Here is a 14,330-nt window from a genome sequence, read left to right on the forward strand (position 1 = left end):
GGGTCGCCGCATGAAGGCGCTGGTCTATACCGGTCCCAACGGCCTCGTCTTCCGCGACGAGCCGGACCCCGTGCCGCAGGCCGACGAGGTTCTGGTCAGGGTCGAGGCGGTCGGCATCTGCGGCTCGGACATGCATGCCTATCACGGCTTCGATGCGCGCCGCCCGCCGCCGCTGATCCTCGGCCACGAGGCGGCGGGGCGCATCGCGACGGGGCCGCGTGCGGGCGAGCGCGTCACCATCAACCCGCTCGTGGTCGACCCGGCCTGCCCCTATGCGATCGAGGGGCGCTGGCATCTCTCGCCGACGCGGCAGATCATCTCGATGCCGCCACGGCCCGGCGCCTTCGCGGAGCTGGTTCGAATTCCCCAGCGCAACCTGACGCCGGTTCCCGACGCCATGCCGATCGCCCATGCGGCGCTGGCCGAACCCGTCGCCGTCTCCTGGCATGCGGTGCGGACCGGCTTGCAGCGGCTGCACCAGCCGCTCGCGGCCTGCCGGGTCGTGGTGCTCGGCGGCGGCGCGATCGGGCTGGCCGCCGGGCTGGTCGCGCGGCTGTTCGGCGCCCGCGACCTCGTCATCGGCGAAACCAACCCGCAGCGCCGCGCGACGGTGGCGGCGGAAGGCATCGCGGTCTATCGGCCCGGCGAGGACGAGCCGGAGGACAACAGCGCCGATCTCGTCATCGACGCGGTCGGCGCCGATGCGACCCGGGCGGCCGCCTGCCGCATGGCGCGTCCCGGCGGCGTCATCGTCCATGTCGGCCTGCTGCCCGGGCAGGGCGGCCTCGACATCCGCAAGATCACCCTCCAGGAGATCACGCTGGCCGGCGTCTACTGCTACACGCCCGCCGATTTCGGCCAGACCGTCGAGGCGCTGGCTCAAGGCCGCCTCGGCGCCCTCGGCTGGACGGAGCACCGTCCGCTCCATGAGGGCGCCCGGGCCTTCGCCGACATCGACGCCGGCCGCGTCGGCGCCGCCAAGATCATCTTCGAGACCTGAAGCACCGTCCCGATGGTGAGGATGGGCCGCGGCCCCCGCTGAAGGGGATCACGGTCCCGGACATCGGCTTGGCGACGGTCTGGTTCGTGACACGAATTGGACGTCGTAATGCTCGGCAGCCCCGACCCGCCAGAACCGTCAGCCGCATCGAGGAGATGGGCTGGTGCTGCGAGAGGGGATTGAGCTGGCCTGCAAACTAATGAAAACAACGGATTAAGGCGTTGTTTGTGACGCTGCGACGCGCCAGAAGACGTTACGCTCTCGACTGACGGGGGCTTTGGAGAAGGCAGCCTGTGGGCAAGCGGGAACAGGAACGGCTGGGTCGGCAGGGTCCGGAGTGAGATGTGAGCCGACGGACGATCCGCGTCGCCTGCTCGTTTGTGGCGGGTCTCATCAACGGGCGGGGCACACCGAGAGCAGTCAATAGGTCGCCCGGCCGCCTGACAGGTCGAAGATCCCGCCAGTCGAGAACGAGCACTCGTCGGATGACAGCCAGAGCACCATTCGCGCCACTTCCTCGACCTCGACAAAGCGCGCCATCGGGATGCGTCCGAGGATATCGGCGCGGCGTTCCGCCGAGATTTCGCGCGCCATCGCCGTCTCGGCCGCTGCCGGGGTGATCGCTGTGACGATGATGCCGTCCCGAGCCGTCTCCTTGGCAACGCTTTTGGTCAGCGCGATCAGCCCGGCCTTCGAGGCGCTGTAGGCGACGGCGCTGGCCATGCCCTCCTTGCCCTGGATCGAGGCGATGTTGACGACATGGCCGCGCAACGGATGCGGTGTCACGCGCGATGGTCGCGATGCCTGCTGGCGCATGCGCCCGACGACGGCACGCGTCACCAGATAGGCGCCGAAGAGGTTGACCTGCAGAACGCGCTGGAAGTCCTCGGGCGAGGTCTCCCAGATCGGCTTCACTTCTCCGAGCACACCGGCATTGTTGATCAGGATGTCGATCCGGCCATGTGCGGAGAAAGCCGCCGCCGTGGCCCGATCGACCGCTGACCGGTCGGTGATGTCGACGGTGCGGATGCTGGCGCCCAGCTCGGTTGCCGCCTCGGCGAGGCCGGCCGCATTGGCGTCCCAGAGCTCGACCCCTGCGCCGGCGTCGAGAAGGGCGCGAGCGATACCGAGCCCCAGCCCGCCGGCGCCGCCGGTGACGATCGCGAACCGACCGGACAGGTTATAGATCGCGCCCATCAGCCGGCACTCCAGGCCGTCTTGGTCCGGGTGATCTGATGGCGATAAAGCCCGAGCGAATAGGGGGCCTGGCCACCGATCGCATCGAGCTTGCCTGCCGAAAGTTCGGCTTTCGCCATCGCGACGAAGGCGGCTTCGTCGCCCCAGCCCTCGAGCAGGAGCACCCAGCGCGGCACGGTATTGGCAACGCCACGCGCCTTCTGCTCGGCGGTGGCAACACCGCTCGCCTCGGCGTCGGCTGTCAGGAGATGCACTGCCGCGACGCCAGGCCGGGCGAGCAGATCGGGAATGGTCCGGCGTTGCAAGGTCGCCATATGACCTGTCGCATCCGCCTCGGCCACATCGTAGCGCAAGGTCGCGATCAGGCCGCCCTGAGCCGGCCCCGTGCTGAGGGCGACGCGGCAGATCGAGCGTGCCACCGAGCGGAAGTGCTTCACGGCCGAAAGGGTCCAGGGTGTCGGCGCGTTGACCCGCGCCGTGTAGTCCTGGCCCTTGAGCACCTCGACGCTCAGGGCCTCGTAAAGATTGAAGAACTCGAGATCGGCCTCGATGGCAACGAAGCGCCGGCCCCGCTGGAATCCGGGGATGCCGACCCGCTCGGGCATGTGCTCCCGGCCGTGCCAAGCGTAGAATTCGTCGCGCCCTTCTGCCGCGATGTCATGCCAGATCGCGACTGCGCCTTCTCCCGACAAACTCACCTGCGATCCCTCCGCCCAAGATGCAGGCGCGTTGACACCGCCTGTCGGCACCCATATACGAAATCCAATTCCGAAATGGAAACAATTTCCATTTCATGAAGTCGGAGGGCGGTGCGTGACGATCGCAGCGGTGGAGCGTGCGCTGAAGGTGCTGGAATCCCTATCGGGCGAGCCTGACGGGGTGGATCTCAGCATCCTGGCGAGCCGCCTCGATCTGCCTGTCAGCGCGACGCACCGACTTCTGGCGACGCTCGTCGAGCGCGGCTTCGTCAGCCAGGATGCCGCAACAGGCGCCTATGGCTTGTCCCTCAAGCTGGCGCAGCTCGCCTTCCGTGATTTGGACCTTCGCGGCCTTCCGGATGTCGGCCAGATCGTTCTCGACGCATTCGCACGGCGGACCCGCGAATACTGCCGGCTTGCCGTGGTCGAAGACGAGGATCTCGTCTGGATCGCCCGTGCCCAGGGCGCCACGGCGGGACTGCGCTACGACCCGCCGATGGGGGCCGGGATCGTGCTGCACGCGACTGCGACCGGGAAGGCCTGGCTCGCATCCCTGCCAGAGGCGGAGGCCCTTCGGATCGTCTGCTCGCGCGGGTTCGCGGCGAGCGAGCGCGCTGGCCCCAATGTCATCATGGATGTCGACATGCTGCGGAAGCATCTCGTGGAAACCCGCCGTCGAGGCTGGGCGCTCGCCGTCGAGGAGGGCGAGATCGGCACAGTCGCGATGGCGGTAGTCTTTCGCGCCGGTCCCGCGGAGGATGCGCCCGTTGCCGGCACGCTCAGTGTCGCGGGCCCATCCTCGCGCATGAGCGAGCCGCGGCGCGAGGAGATGGCTTTGGCCCTGCAGGAGGCGGCCCGCGAGATGGCCGAGATCTGGCCGCTGCGGCGCCGGCAGATGCAGGTGCCGGCGAAGCCTGTCGCCAGACAGCAGGCCGACGCCGCCCATCCCGTGGGAACCAGCGCATGACGAACGACGTCGCACCCGCCCCCACGGCGCGCGCAGCCGGCCACGCCGATGCCGCCCCCGGCCGGCTGGCCACGCTGGCATCCGCCATCGCCTGGCCGCTGGCGAGCTTCGCCGTGCTGCTGCTCGCCTGGGAGTGGCTCGTCCCGTTGGCCGGCGTGCCTGAATACATCCTGCCCGTGCCGAGCGCTTTCTTCGAGCGGCTGTGGACCGATCGCGCCCTGATCTTCCAGCACACATTGGTCACCGCCAACGAGATCGTGCTCGGCTTCCTGATGGCGGCGGTGATCTCGATCCCGCTCGGTTACATCATCGTTTCGGTCAGGCTGTTGGAGAAGGCGGTCTATCCGGTGATCGTCTTCTTCCAGCTGGTGCCAAAAATCGCGATCGCGCCGCTCTTCGTCGTCTGGTTCGGTTTTGGCCTGTTTCCGAAGGTGCTGTTGACCTTCCTGCTCTGCTTCTTCCCGACGCTGGTCGCCAGCATGACCGGCTTCCGCGCACTCGACGAGCGCGTGCTTTATCTGACCCGCTCGATGGGCGCGACGCGCTGGGACACCTTCCGCAAGGTGCGGGTGCCGGCCGCGCTCAACTACATCTTCTCCGGGCTCAAGGTCTCGGCCGTCTTCGCTGCCACGGGCGCGATCGTCGGCGAGTTCGTCGGCGCCAATTCGGGGCTCGGCTACCTTCTGCTGCGCGGCACGAGTTTCCTCGACATGCCGTTGATCTTCGCCTGCCTCGTTGCGCTCAGCCTCGTCGGCATCCTGTTCAGCTACCTCGTCGACGGGCTCGAGGTGCTGCTGATGCCTTGGCAGCGCAAGACCTGAACCACCGCAATCATCACAACCCGGGCTCAACCGGGACATCCGGGAGGATCACGACCATGAACAGACGCACACTGATCGCCACCGTCGCCATGCTCGCGCTGGGCACGAGCCAGGGCTTCGCCCAGGCTGGCGGAAAGCCGATGAAGATCACCCTGAACTTCCTGGCGGCCGCGCCCAATGCCGGGTTCATGATGGCCAAGCAGATGGGGCTCTACGAGAAGGCGGGCATCAACCTCACCATCGAGGAAGGCAAGGGCTCCGGCACCACGGCGCAGATGGTCGCAACCGGCCAGGCCGATGTCGGCTTCGCCGACGCGCCGGCTGCGATGCAGCTGCGCAGCAAGGGGGCCCCGGTGAAGATCATTGCGCCCATCCTGCAGACCAACGGCTTCGCCATCATTTCGCTGGCAGAGAGCGGCATCGCTACGCCGAAGGATCTCGCCGGCAAGAAGGTCGCCGTGCAGCCCGGCACGGCGCAGACGATCCTGCTCGAGGCCATCCTGGCGAGCAACCAGATCGACAAGTCGAAGGTCGACGTGATCGCGATCGACCCCGCAGCCTTCGTCGGCGCGCTTCTCGAAAAGAAGGTCGATGCGATCCTGGGCGGCGCCGATTTCCACTCGATCCAGATCCGCGAGCGTGGCTTCAAGGTGACCGACATCTTCTACCGCGACGTTGGTGTGCCGACGGTCGGCCTTTCGATCATCGCCCGCGACGACCGGATCAAGGCCGATGCCGAGCTGTACAAGAAGTTCGTCGAGGCGAGCCTGCAGGGGTGGGATGCGGCGCGGAAGAACCCCGATGCCGCGGCCGACGCCGTCGTGGCGCAGTTCCCGGCGGTGAAGAAGGCGCAGGTGCTCGCCCAGTTCGACGTCGTCAACAAGCTGCTCTGCGCGCCGGGGGCGACGTCGCTCGGCAAAGTGCCTGAGAAGAACTGGACGGTCAGCTATGACCTGCTGACCCAGTTCCTCGGGCTGCCCAAGGACAAGCCGATCACCGACTACTACAGCACTGAACTGCTGCCGGCCTCGGGCCCGTCCTGCTCGTGAGGATGGCATGACTGTCGCTGCCGGCACTGGCACGGCTGCGTCCATAACGGGGCGCGGCATCGTCAAGACCTTCGGCGGCTTTACAGCCGTCGATGGTCTGAACCTCGACATCAGGAGCGGTGAGTTCGTCAGCCTGATCGGACCGTCCGGCTGCGGCAAGAGCACCTTCATGTTGATGGCGGCAGGGCTGATCCCGGTGAGCGGCGGCGAACTGCTCGTCGACGGCAAGGTGCTAACCGCGCCGCTGACCGATATCGGCATCGTCTTCCAGGACCATCTGTTGCTCGATTTCCGGACTGCGTTGGACAATGTGATGCTGCAGGCCGAGTTTCGAGGCCTGCCGATCGGCCCGGCCAAGACACGCGCGCTCGAACTCTTCGCCAAACTTGGCATCAGTCACGCGGTGGACCGCTATCCCAAGCAGCTTTCAGGCGGGATGCGCCAACGCGTTTCGATTGCACGGGCTCTGATCCATGATCCGTCGGTTCTGATGATGGACGAGCCCTTCGGCGCGCTGGATGCGATCACCCGGACGCAGATCCGGCACGACCTCGAGATGCTCTGGCTGGAAACGGGCAAGACCGTGGTCTTCATCACCCATTCGATTGAGGAAGCGATCGGACTGTCGGACCGTGTGCTGGTCATGTCGCCCACGCCCGGACGCGTGGTCGACGAGATCGCCATCGACCTGCCGCGGCCCCGGCCGGCCCATCTCGGCGATTATCCCAGCTTCAATACCTATTCCGACCGCATACACGACGCGTTCCGGCGCTTTGGCGTCATCAAATACTAGAGCGTTGGTGGCCATGCGCATCGCCATCACCGGAGGAGCGGGGTTTCTCGGCCTTGCGTGCGGGCTGAGGCTCTCTGCCGACGGCCACCGGATCATGGCACTTGATCGAGGCGAGCATGTGCTTCCGGCAGGAATAGACTTTCGAAGTTGCGATATCGCAGATGATAATGATGTTGACTCGGCTTTTGCAGAATTCGAACCCGATGTCGTTATTCATTTTGCTGCGTTGCTGACCCTGGACTCCAAGGCTGATATCGTAGCGGCCACACGGGTCAATGCGCTGGGCACGGCTGTTGTTTTCTCCGCCGCGCAGACTTGCGGCGCGCGACGCGTTGTTTATGCGAGCTCCGTTGCGGCCTTAGGCGATGCCGACACCCGTGCGGGCGACGCGACCACGCCGCGTCCGGCCAGCGTCTATGGCGCGACGAAGGCATTCTGCGAGCATCTCGCTCGCGCTTGCGTCGCCGATACGCCCGAGATGACGCTGATTGGGCTTCGCTACGGCTCCGTCTATGGCCCGGGACGTGCGCGCGGATGGCGGGCGATCCAGACCTTGGTCGAACAGGCGGTCAGTGGGGTGCCGCGCCTCTTCTACCCGGATTTTCCTCAACCGATTGATTGGACGTGGATAGGAGACGCTGCTGAGGTCGCGGCGCGTGCCGTCACGGCTCCACTCTCTGGTCACCACGTCTTCAATGTCGTTGGCGACAAGCGGTTCATGAGAGAAGCGGCGGACCATCTGAAGCAGCGATATCCTTCACTGACGACGATCCCTCAAAGTGCACAGACACCACCGTCAGCTTGGGATTTCGCGAACGATGGATTGGAAGCGGCACTGGGTTACACGCCTCATACAAAGATGGAGGGCGGTATCGATCAAATGATCGACGGCCTCGTCTAGGCCGTCGACTCATTGCCATGGCGCGAAGCACAACCTCAGGACATGCCGTCCGTGCCGGCTCCACAAACCAGGGCGCAGACCCGGGACCCCGGCGCGATGGTCACCCGTCCCGAGTTCAGCGCGGCGAGGGCCGCCGCGCCCGAAAGATCGGCGCCGATGCCAAACTCGAACCAGAGCTGGCGGGCCGCACTTTCCATCTCTTCGTCGCTGACCAGGATGATCTCATCCACCTTGTCGCGCACGACCTCGAAGATCGCCTGGTCCGTCTGTCGGCACGACATCGTCGCGACGCGCGTTTCCAGCCGGTCCAGCGCCACCAGCCTGCCGGCCTGGATGCAGGCATGCAAAGTCGGCGATCCGACCGGTTCGATGCCGATGATGCGCGTTGCGGGCCGTCTGGCCTTCACCGCCGTCGAGAGGCCGCTGATGAGTCCGCCGCCGCCGATGGCGACCAGAATGACGTCGACATCCGGCATGTCGTCGAGAACGTCGAGGCCGAGCGTGCCTTGCCCGGCCACGACGACCGGGTCGCTGAACGGATGCGCATAGGTCGCGCCGGTCTTTTCGGCAAACGCCAGGGCGGCCGCATTGGCGTCGTCCCAGACAGCGCCGACGATCTCGACGGATGCGCCCCATTGCTTCAGCTTCGCCACCTTGTCGGGAACGACGTTCGACGGCAGGAAGATCTGTGCCCGGGCGCCGAGAACATGCGCCGAGCGGGCGATGGCGAGCCCGTGATTGCCGCCCGAGGCGGTGACGATGCCGCGGTCCCGCTGGCCTTCGCTCAGGGTCATCAGGCGGTTCATCGCGCCGCGCGCCTTGAACGACCCGGCCGCCTGCAGCAGCTCGAGCTTCAGGGTCACCGACATGCCGCCCGCGCCACCGTCCTTGAGCTGCGTGTAAGCCAGCGTCGGCGTCTTGCGGATATGGGGTGCGATCCGCAGGCGTGCGGCTTCGATGTCGGCCAGGTCGATCACGACAGGGCTCCTCGATAGGGAGCTGCCACGATCAGGCAGCAGTTGCCCGGCCTGACCCGGCCGGGCTGCCGACGACCGTAGAGGATGCCGTCAGCGGCATAGTGCAGCAGATCGGGAGGGCGGGTCGGATCCCAGGTGCAATGGATGCGGCCAGCCGGCTGGCCGGCGCTGACTTTGTCCCCGTTGGCATGGAAGGGTTCGAAAACGCCGTCCGCGGAGGCATAGACATAGGCCGCCGTGCCAGGCAGCTCGAGGACAACGCCGTCACCGCGCCGCGGCTCCGGCGCGTCGCGCGAGACGATCCCGAGATGATCGAGCACATTGGCGACCCCGCGCCGGCAGACCCGCAAGGCATCGAGTGAGACCGTGCCGCCACCAGCCATCTCGGTGCCGACCGTGACGAGCCCCGCACGGCATGCGGTGGCCGTCGCGGTTCGGGGTTCGCCGAGATTGCTGATCACCACGGTCATGGGCGCGTCGAACGCCTGCACCGCTGCGACATTGCGCTTGTGCAGCGCCGGGTCGTCGGTCGGCTCGACGATCGCGCTGGGGATGATGTCGAGCGAGGATCCACCGGAATGCAGATCGAGGAAGGCGTCGCCGAGCGGCAGGATATGGTCGCTGACGAAGGCCGAGATCTGCTGGGTGATGGTGCCGCGCGGATCGCCCGGGAAGGTGCGGTTGAAATTCAGCCCATCGATCGGCGAGGTGCGCTTACCGGCGATGACGGCATGAACGTTGTTGGCCGGCATCAGGATCAGCCGGCCCTGGACACGACCGGGATCGAGATCGCGGATCATGTCGCAGATGGTGATCGGGCCCTCATACTCGTCGCCATGATTGCCACCTTCGAGGATGGCGGTCGGACCCGAGCCGTTCTTGATGACAGCGATGGGAACACGCGTCGCGCCCCAGGCGTCGTCGTCGGGCGAATGGGGGATCATCAGGAAGCCGGTTTGCTTGCCCTCGCGCTCCGGATCCACCGTCAGGAAGGCGCTGGAGGGTCGCGGCGTGGGCTTTGGGCGTGTGGGGCTCATGGCGGGCTCGCGGGCATGACAAAGGGTACGGAGCCGGGACTCCGGTCACCTGTGTTCGAAAGGGAGAAAGCCGGGCGCTTTCGCGCCCGGCCGGCGTTGGTTCAATTCAAAGCGTCGGCAGCGGATCCATCGGCATGTCCAGGTATTTCCGGTGCAGGCGGTCGAGCTCGCCGTTCATCGTGTTGAAGAAGATGAAGCCGTCGAGCCAGCGCACGAGGTTATGCTGGTCCATCTGCACGCCCATATGGGCCGGGCTGCGTCGGATGGTGAACTTGCGCTCAAACTCCTTGCCCGGGTTCTGCTTGGCGAGCGCCTGCGCGACGATGCTGTTGGTGGCGAGAAGATCGGCCTGGCCGGTGATGTAGGCGGCTGCGGCGGTCGCGTCGTCCTCGGTGCGCATCAGGTTCGCTTTCGGCGCGGAAGCGCTGATCGCCAGTTCCTGGGTCGTGCCCTTGGCGGCGGCAATCCGGGCCGAGCCGATCGTCTCCGGGCTGCTGACGGTCGAGGACTTCGCCCCATAAACGGCCAGGAACGTGTTGGCATAGGGCGCGGTGAACTGGATCTGCTTGGCCCGTTCCGGCGTCAGCCCCATCACCGAGATCACGATATCGACCTTGTCTGTGAGCAGGAACGGGATGCGGTTGGCGCCTGTGATCTGCTGCATCTCGAGCTTCACGCCGAGGCCCTTTGCCACCATCTCGGCCATCTCGATGTCGAAGCCGATCGCCTTGCGGTTCGCGTCCTGCGAGCCGAAGGGCGGTGCGTCGAGCGGCACACCGATGCGGACGACACCCTTGGACAGGATGTCCTGGAGCTTGTCGGCTCGGGCTTCCGCGGAGCCGACGACGGCGATGGCCAGCGCGGCCAGGCCCGTGAAGAATGAACGCATGTTTGTCTCCCCTCGTTGAGCAGCAGGTTGGTGGCTTCCTCAGTGCAGGACCGCACTGAGGAAGGTCTGCAGTTCCGGCGTCTTGGGCTCGGCGAGCACCGCCGCAGCCTGACCCTCTTCGTGAATTCGGCCTTCATGCATGAAGACGACGCGCGAGCCGAAACGACGCGCGAAGCCCATCTCGTGGGTGACGAGGATCATGGTCATGCCCTCTTGCGCCACGGATTCGAGCACCTTCAGAACCTCCCCGGTCAGCTCGGGGTCGAGCGCGGAGGTGACCTCGTCGAACAGCATGAGCTTGGGCCGCATCGCCAGCGACCGGGCGATCGCGACACGTTGTTGCTGGCCGCCAGAGAGCTGCGCGGGGAAGGCGTCGAGCTTGTCCTCGAGGCCGACGCGCCGCAACACTTCACGCGCGAGCTCACGGGCTTCCTCGGGCGGCTGCTTCTTCACCACGCGCGGCGCCAGGGTGATGTTCTCGCTGACGGACAGATGCGGGAACAGGTTGAAGCTCTGGAAGACGATGCCGACCTCCTGCCGGAGCTTGCGCAGGTTGGTTTTGGGATCGTTGACCCGCACCCCGTCGACGCTGATGGTTCCGGCCTGGATCGGCTCCAGCCCGTTGATGCAGCGCAGCAGCGTGCTCTTGCCCGAGCCCGAGCGCCCGATGACCGCCACGACCTCGCCCTTGGCGATGTCGAGCGAGACATCCTTGAGCACGGGCACTGCACCGTAACTCTTGTTGATCCCCTGGATTTCAACGAGCGACATCGAGCCTCCGCTCGAGCGAGCGGCTCCATTGGGTCAGAGGGAAGCAGAGGGCGAAATAGATGCAGGCGACGGTGATGAAGACCGCAAAGGGTTGATAGGTGCCGGCCGCGGTGAGCTGGCCTTCACGCGTCAGCTCGACCAGCCCGATCGTCGCAGCCAGCGAGGTGTTCTTGATGAGCTGGACCAGGAAACCGACCGTCGGCGGGATGGCGATCCGGATCGATTGGGGCACGATCACGTAGCGCAGCTGCTGGGCCGTCGACAGGCCGAGTGAGGCGCCTGCCTCCCATTGCGTCCTGGCGATCGAGACCAGCGCACCGCGCCAGATCTCGCCCAGGAAGGCGCTGCCATAGATCGAGAAGGCGACGGCCGCGGCGAGCCAGGGGTTCACCGAGATCCCGATCAGCGGCAGGCCGAAAAAGATCAGGAAGAGCCAGACCAGCAGCGGCGTGCCCTGCACGATCCAGATATAGGTCGCGACCAGCCAGCGCAGCGGCGCGATCGGCGAGATGCGGGCGATGGCGAGGATCAAGCCGAGCAGGGCCGAGCCGGCGAAGGCCGTTGCGGTCAGGGCCAGCGTCCAGCGGGCCGCAGCGACCAGATACATCACGTCGATGTAGGAGAAGGTCCGGATCATCGCCTGACGAACGCCCAGTAATAGACCCCGGCAAACAGACCGCGGAAGGCGAAGGCGAGCCCGAGATAGAGCACGCCGATCACGGTGTAGACCTCGAAGTCGCGGAACGTGCGGGACTGCACGATCGAGGCCGCGTGGAACAGATCCTCCACCGAAATCTGCGAGACGACACTCGTCGCCAGCATCAGCAGGACAAACTGGCTGGCGAGCGCCGGAAACATCGCCTTGAGCGCCGGGAACACCACGACATAGCGAAAGACCTGCAGCCCCGAGAGACCAAGCGAATGACCGGCCTCGACCTGCGCCTTGGGCACGGCCTCGAAGCCTGCGCGGACGATCTCGGTCGTGTAGGCGCCAAGGTTGATGACCAGCGCGATGATCGCCGCCGTCAGGCCGTCGAGCCGGATGCCGAAGCTCGGCAGGCCGAAGAAGATCAGGAAGAGCTGGACCAGCAGCGGTGTGTTGCGGATGACCTCGACATAAGCGGTCACGATGCGCTTCAGCCAGGCCGGCCCGTAGACCCGCGCCGCTGCACAGGAGACGCCGATGACGAGGCCGCCAAGCATGGCGCAGGCCGAGAGCAGCAGCGTGATCCAGACGCCGTCGAGAAGGGACTCCCAGGCCGCAAAGACGTCGCGAAACTGGAGCCCATATTTCATCGTGCGCCGCCCTGTGGGGTTCGCGGCGGCGCGGCAGGCGGCCTGAGATGCCTGGACTGGACGGTCGGAAGCAGTGCCATTAGCCCCTCTTTACGGCAAGGCTAGATTGGCTTCTTATTTGATGTCAAGCTTCATATATGAAACAGGGTGACATGACTGAGTTTCTCGAACCGCCCGGCGAGGACAAAACCACCTACGCCGCACCGGCACTGGAGAAGGGCCTGGATATCCTCGAGCTGTTGGCAGAGGCCGGCGAGCCCCTGTCGACGCGCGCCATTGCCGAGCGTCTCGAGCGTTCCAAGGGCGAGATCTTTCGCATGGTCTTCGTCCTGCAGCAGCGCGGCTATCTCGTGCGCGAGGCGGGCACCGATCGGCTGGCGCTGTCGCGCCGTCTCTTCGATCTCGGCATCAGGACGCCGCGCGGACGACAACTGACCTCGATCGTGCTGCCTCTGATGGAGCGCTTCAGTGAGGAAAGCGGCCAGGCGGCGCATCTGGTCGTGCTGAGCCGCGGGCAGACCGTCATCATCGCCACGACGTCGGGCCATCTCGATGCGACGGTGACCGTCCGACCAGGCTATGGCCGCCCCGCTCTGGAAGCCAATTCCGGCCTGCTCATTCTGGCCTTCCAGTCGCAAACCCGTCGGCGGGCGCTGATGCGGGACGGCAGCCCCGCCGACCACGAGCGGCTCGACGATCCCGCGCTGGAGCAAGTCCTGGGCGAGATCAGAGCGCTCGGTCACCGCATCGCCCCAAGCCGTGACATCATGGCGGTCACCGATATCGCCTGCCCGGTCATCGGGCCGGCCGGGCATGCCGAAGCGGCGATCCTGGTGCCCTCGCTCCAGCGGCACGGCTGGGTCACGGACGAAGTGGCAATTCTCGAAACGCTGAAGGCGGTTTGCAGTGAGGCGGGCGCGCAACTCGCCTTGTGATTCCACCAGATCGGGCCCCGCGCAGATAAAATCGCCGGGTTCTCATGGGCGCATCCAGCGTGTTGCGATCGGCAAGCGCCATCGCTCGAGCCCGCCTCGGATTGTTCCGGTGGATCTTTTTGCCGCGGGGCGGCAGGTCGGTTGGGGCAGATCAAAGCGCCCGGATCTGCTCCTCGAACTCCTCGGGGATCAGGCCGTGCCGCGCCAGCACATCCAGCGCGCTGACCTCGCCGGTCTCGTCGTCTGCGGAAACGTGGATGACCGCCAACCCCTCCGCCGTTCGCCCCAGGCGCTCGCCGTCTCGCAGGGCATGATGCTTCGTCTTGGCGAGCACCCGCTGCCCCGGCACGAGCCGCTTCCGGTGCGTCCTGAACGGCTGGATGAAGAACGTATCGACGGTGGCCACGGCTTGACTCTCCTGCATTGATGTTCTTATTACGTTCTCATTTTGAGAGGCGCAAGCGATGTCAGCAGAACGGCAGGAAGACACCGATCCGGCCACGGAAATCGAGTGCGAGATCGATGATCTGATCGCCGAACACGGCAGCGAGCGCGCTGCGATTCGGGCGCTGCTTCACGATCTCACTGTGCTCATGGTCGATGCCGATCGATCTGTGTCGCGCGGCTATCTTCGCGGCCTGTTTTCTCACGGCGCGCGGCCCATGGCGACCGATGAGGAGCCTTGAGCGAGCTGCTGTCGCACCGCCGCTCATGGCATCCCCGATCGCGCTTCAACGGCGCTGAGAGCCGAGCGGACGATCCAGCCGGGAAACGATCAATCGGATCCGTCGGCGTGGCGCGCGCCGCATCACTTTACGCAAACCTTACGTCTCGCCCTCTCATTCGACATGGCGGCCTTACGGGCGTCGCCCCTAGCTCGGATCGACCGCACGATCGGAGCATCGCCATGATCATCGACTTCCTCTTCCTTCTGGGCGGCCTTGCGCTGTTCGGGCTGGCGGGCCTCGCGGTTTCCGCCACTGAGCGGCTGTGAGGCGC

The 14,330-nt window shown here is 66.0% G+C and carries 18 protein-coding genes; 9 read left to right on the top strand and 9 right to left on the bottom strand.

Features of this window, described 5'->3' with window-relative positions; genetic code table 11:
• The first annotated feature begins 10 nt into the window (after window positions 1–10).
• Window positions 11–1,000 (top strand): zinc-dependent alcohol dehydrogenase, encoded by a 990-nt coding sequence (locus BSY19_RS09970; RefSeq protein WP_069054034.1) that lies wholly within the window; start codon window positions 11–13, stop codon window positions 998–1,000.
• Between the two features lie 420 nt (window positions 1,001–1,420).
• Here BSY19_RS09970 and BSY19_RS09975 read toward each other — a convergent pair whose 3' ends face one another.
• Window positions 1,421–2,197: an SDR family NAD(P)-dependent oxidoreductase gene (locus tag BSY19_RS09975; protein ID WP_069054035.1), complete on the bottom strand. Its 777-nt coding sequence runs from the start codon at window positions 2,195–2,197 to the stop codon at window positions 1,421–1,423.
• Window positions 2,197–2,946 (bottom strand): hypothetical protein, encoded by a 750-nt coding sequence (locus BSY19_RS09980; protein WP_210184420.1) that lies wholly within the window; start codon window positions 2,944–2,946, stop codon window positions 2,197–2,199. The genes BSY19_RS09975 and BSY19_RS09980 overlap by 1 nt, the downstream gene beginning before the upstream one ends.
• A 64-nt stretch (window positions 2,947–3,010) precedes the next feature.
• Here BSY19_RS09980 and BSY19_RS09985 point away from each other — a divergent pair, with 64 nt between their 5' ends.
• Genes BSY19_RS09985 through BSY19_RS10005 form a run of 5 tightly spaced genes read left to right on the top strand, consistent with a single transcriptional unit; the run spans window position 3,011 to window position 7,426 of the window.
• Window positions 3,011–3,862, top strand: a complete 852-nt coding sequence (locus BSY19_RS09985; protein ID WP_069054037.1) for an IclR family transcriptional regulator — start codon at window positions 3,011–3,013, stop codon at window positions 3,860–3,862.
• Complete coding sequence (locus BSY19_RS09990; protein ID WP_069054038.1) at window positions 3,859–4,683, top strand: ABC transporter permease; 825 nt, start codon at window positions 3,859–3,861, stop codon at window positions 4,681–4,683. Before BSY19_RS09985 ends, BSY19_RS09990 begins: the two co-directional genes overlap by 4 nt.
• Window positions 4,684–4,739: 56 nt before the next feature.
• Window positions 4,740–5,732 carry an ABC transporter substrate-binding protein gene (locus BSY19_RS09995; protein ID WP_069054039.1) on the top strand — a complete coding sequence of 331 codons (993 nt, stop codon included), beginning with the start codon at window positions 4,740–4,742 and terminating at the stop codon, window positions 5,730–5,732.
• Window positions 5,733–5,739: 7 nt separating this feature from the next.
• Window positions 5,740–6,525 (top strand): ABC transporter ATP-binding protein, encoded by a 786-nt coding sequence (locus BSY19_RS10000; RefSeq protein ID WP_069054040.1) that lies wholly within the window; start codon window positions 5,740–5,742, stop codon window positions 6,523–6,525.
• Window positions 6,526–6,538: 13 nt separating this feature from the next.
• Window positions 6,539–7,426 carry an NAD-dependent epimerase/dehydratase family protein gene (locus BSY19_RS10005; protein ID WP_150129564.1) on the top strand — a complete coding sequence of 296 codons (888 nt, stop codon included), beginning with the start codon at window positions 6,539–6,541 and terminating at the stop codon, window positions 7,424–7,426.
• A 35-nt stretch (window positions 7,427–7,461) separates the two neighbouring features.
• On the opposite strand, the gene BSY19_RS10010 is transcribed toward BSY19_RS10005, so the two are convergent.
• The 6 genes from BSY19_RS10010 to BSY19_RS10035 form a co-directional block, all read right to left on the bottom strand.
• Window positions 7,462–8,403 carry a threonine ammonia-lyase gene (locus BSY19_RS10010; RefSeq protein WP_069054042.1) on the bottom strand — a complete coding sequence of 314 codons (942 nt, stop codon included), beginning with the start codon at window positions 8,401–8,403 and terminating at the stop codon, window positions 7,462–7,464.
• On the bottom strand, window positions 8,400–9,440 hold the full coding sequence (locus BSY19_RS10015) for a succinylglutamate desuccinylase/aspartoacylase family protein (RefSeq protein WP_069054043.1): 1,041 nt from the start codon (window positions 9,438–9,440) through the stop codon (window positions 8,400–8,402). The genes BSY19_RS10010 and BSY19_RS10015 overlap by 4 nt, the downstream gene beginning before the upstream one ends.
• A gap of 106 nt (window positions 9,441–9,546) precedes the next feature.
• Window positions 9,547–10,329, bottom strand: a complete 783-nt coding sequence (locus tag BSY19_RS10020) for a transporter substrate-binding domain-containing protein (RefSeq protein ID WP_069054044.1) — start codon at window positions 10,327–10,329, stop codon at window positions 9,547–9,549.
• Window positions 10,330–10,368: 39 nt separating this feature from the next.
• Window positions 10,369–11,100 carry an amino acid ABC transporter ATP-binding protein gene (locus BSY19_RS10025; protein ID WP_069054045.1) on the bottom strand — a complete coding sequence of 244 codons (732 nt, stop codon included), beginning with the start codon at window positions 11,098–11,100 and terminating at the stop codon, window positions 10,369–10,371.
• The gene (locus tag BSY19_RS10030) at window positions 11,087–11,737 is read right to left on the bottom strand and encodes an amino acid ABC transporter permease (RefSeq protein WP_069054046.1); all 651 of its coding nucleotides are present in this window, start codon (window positions 11,735–11,737) and stop codon (window positions 11,087–11,089) included. Before BSY19_RS10030 ends, BSY19_RS10025 begins: the two co-directional genes overlap by 14 nt.
• Window positions 11,734–12,396, bottom strand: coding sequence for an amino acid ABC transporter permease (locus BSY19_RS10035; protein ID WP_069054047.1), 663 nt, complete (start codon window positions 12,394–12,396; stop codon window positions 11,734–11,736). The genes BSY19_RS10030 and BSY19_RS10035 overlap by 4 nt, the downstream gene beginning before the upstream one ends.
• 152 nt (window positions 12,397–12,548) lie before the next feature.
• Between BSY19_RS10035 and BSY19_RS10040 the strand changes: the two genes are divergently transcribed.
• Window positions 12,549–13,331 carry an IclR family transcriptional regulator gene (locus BSY19_RS10040; protein ID WP_069054048.1) on the top strand — a complete coding sequence of 261 codons (783 nt, stop codon included), beginning with the start codon at window positions 12,549–12,551 and terminating at the stop codon, window positions 13,329–13,331.
• 151 nt (window positions 13,332–13,482) lie between these two features.
• Here the strand turns inward: BSY19_RS10040 and BSY19_RS10045 are convergent, their stop codons facing one another.
• Window positions 13,483–13,737 carry a hypothetical protein gene (locus tag BSY19_RS10045; RefSeq protein WP_069056977.1) on the bottom strand — a complete coding sequence of 85 codons (255 nt, stop codon included), beginning with the start codon at window positions 13,735–13,737 and terminating at the stop codon, window positions 13,483–13,485.
• Window positions 13,738–13,795: 58 nt separating this feature from the next.
• Between BSY19_RS10045 and BSY19_RS10050 the strand changes: the two genes are divergently transcribed.
• Both BSY19_RS10050 and BSY19_RS27515 read left to right on the top strand, forming a co-directional pair.
• The gene (locus BSY19_RS10050) at window positions 13,796–14,017 is read left to right on the top strand and encodes a hypothetical protein (RefSeq protein WP_069054049.1); all 222 of its coding nucleotides are present in this window, start codon (window positions 13,796–13,798) and stop codon (window positions 14,015–14,017) included.
• Window positions 14,014–14,325, top strand: coding sequence for a hypothetical protein (locus tag BSY19_RS27515; protein WP_150129565.1), 312 nt, complete (start codon window positions 14,014–14,016; stop codon window positions 14,323–14,325). The genes BSY19_RS10050 and BSY19_RS27515 overlap by 4 nt, the downstream gene beginning before the upstream one ends.
• Window positions 14,326–14,330 lie beyond the last annotated feature (5 nt).

It is taken from the genome of Bosea sp. RAC05 (genome assembly GCF_001713455.1).
GTDB lineage: Bacteria > Pseudomonadota > Alphaproteobacteria > Rhizobiales > Beijerinckiaceae > Allobosea.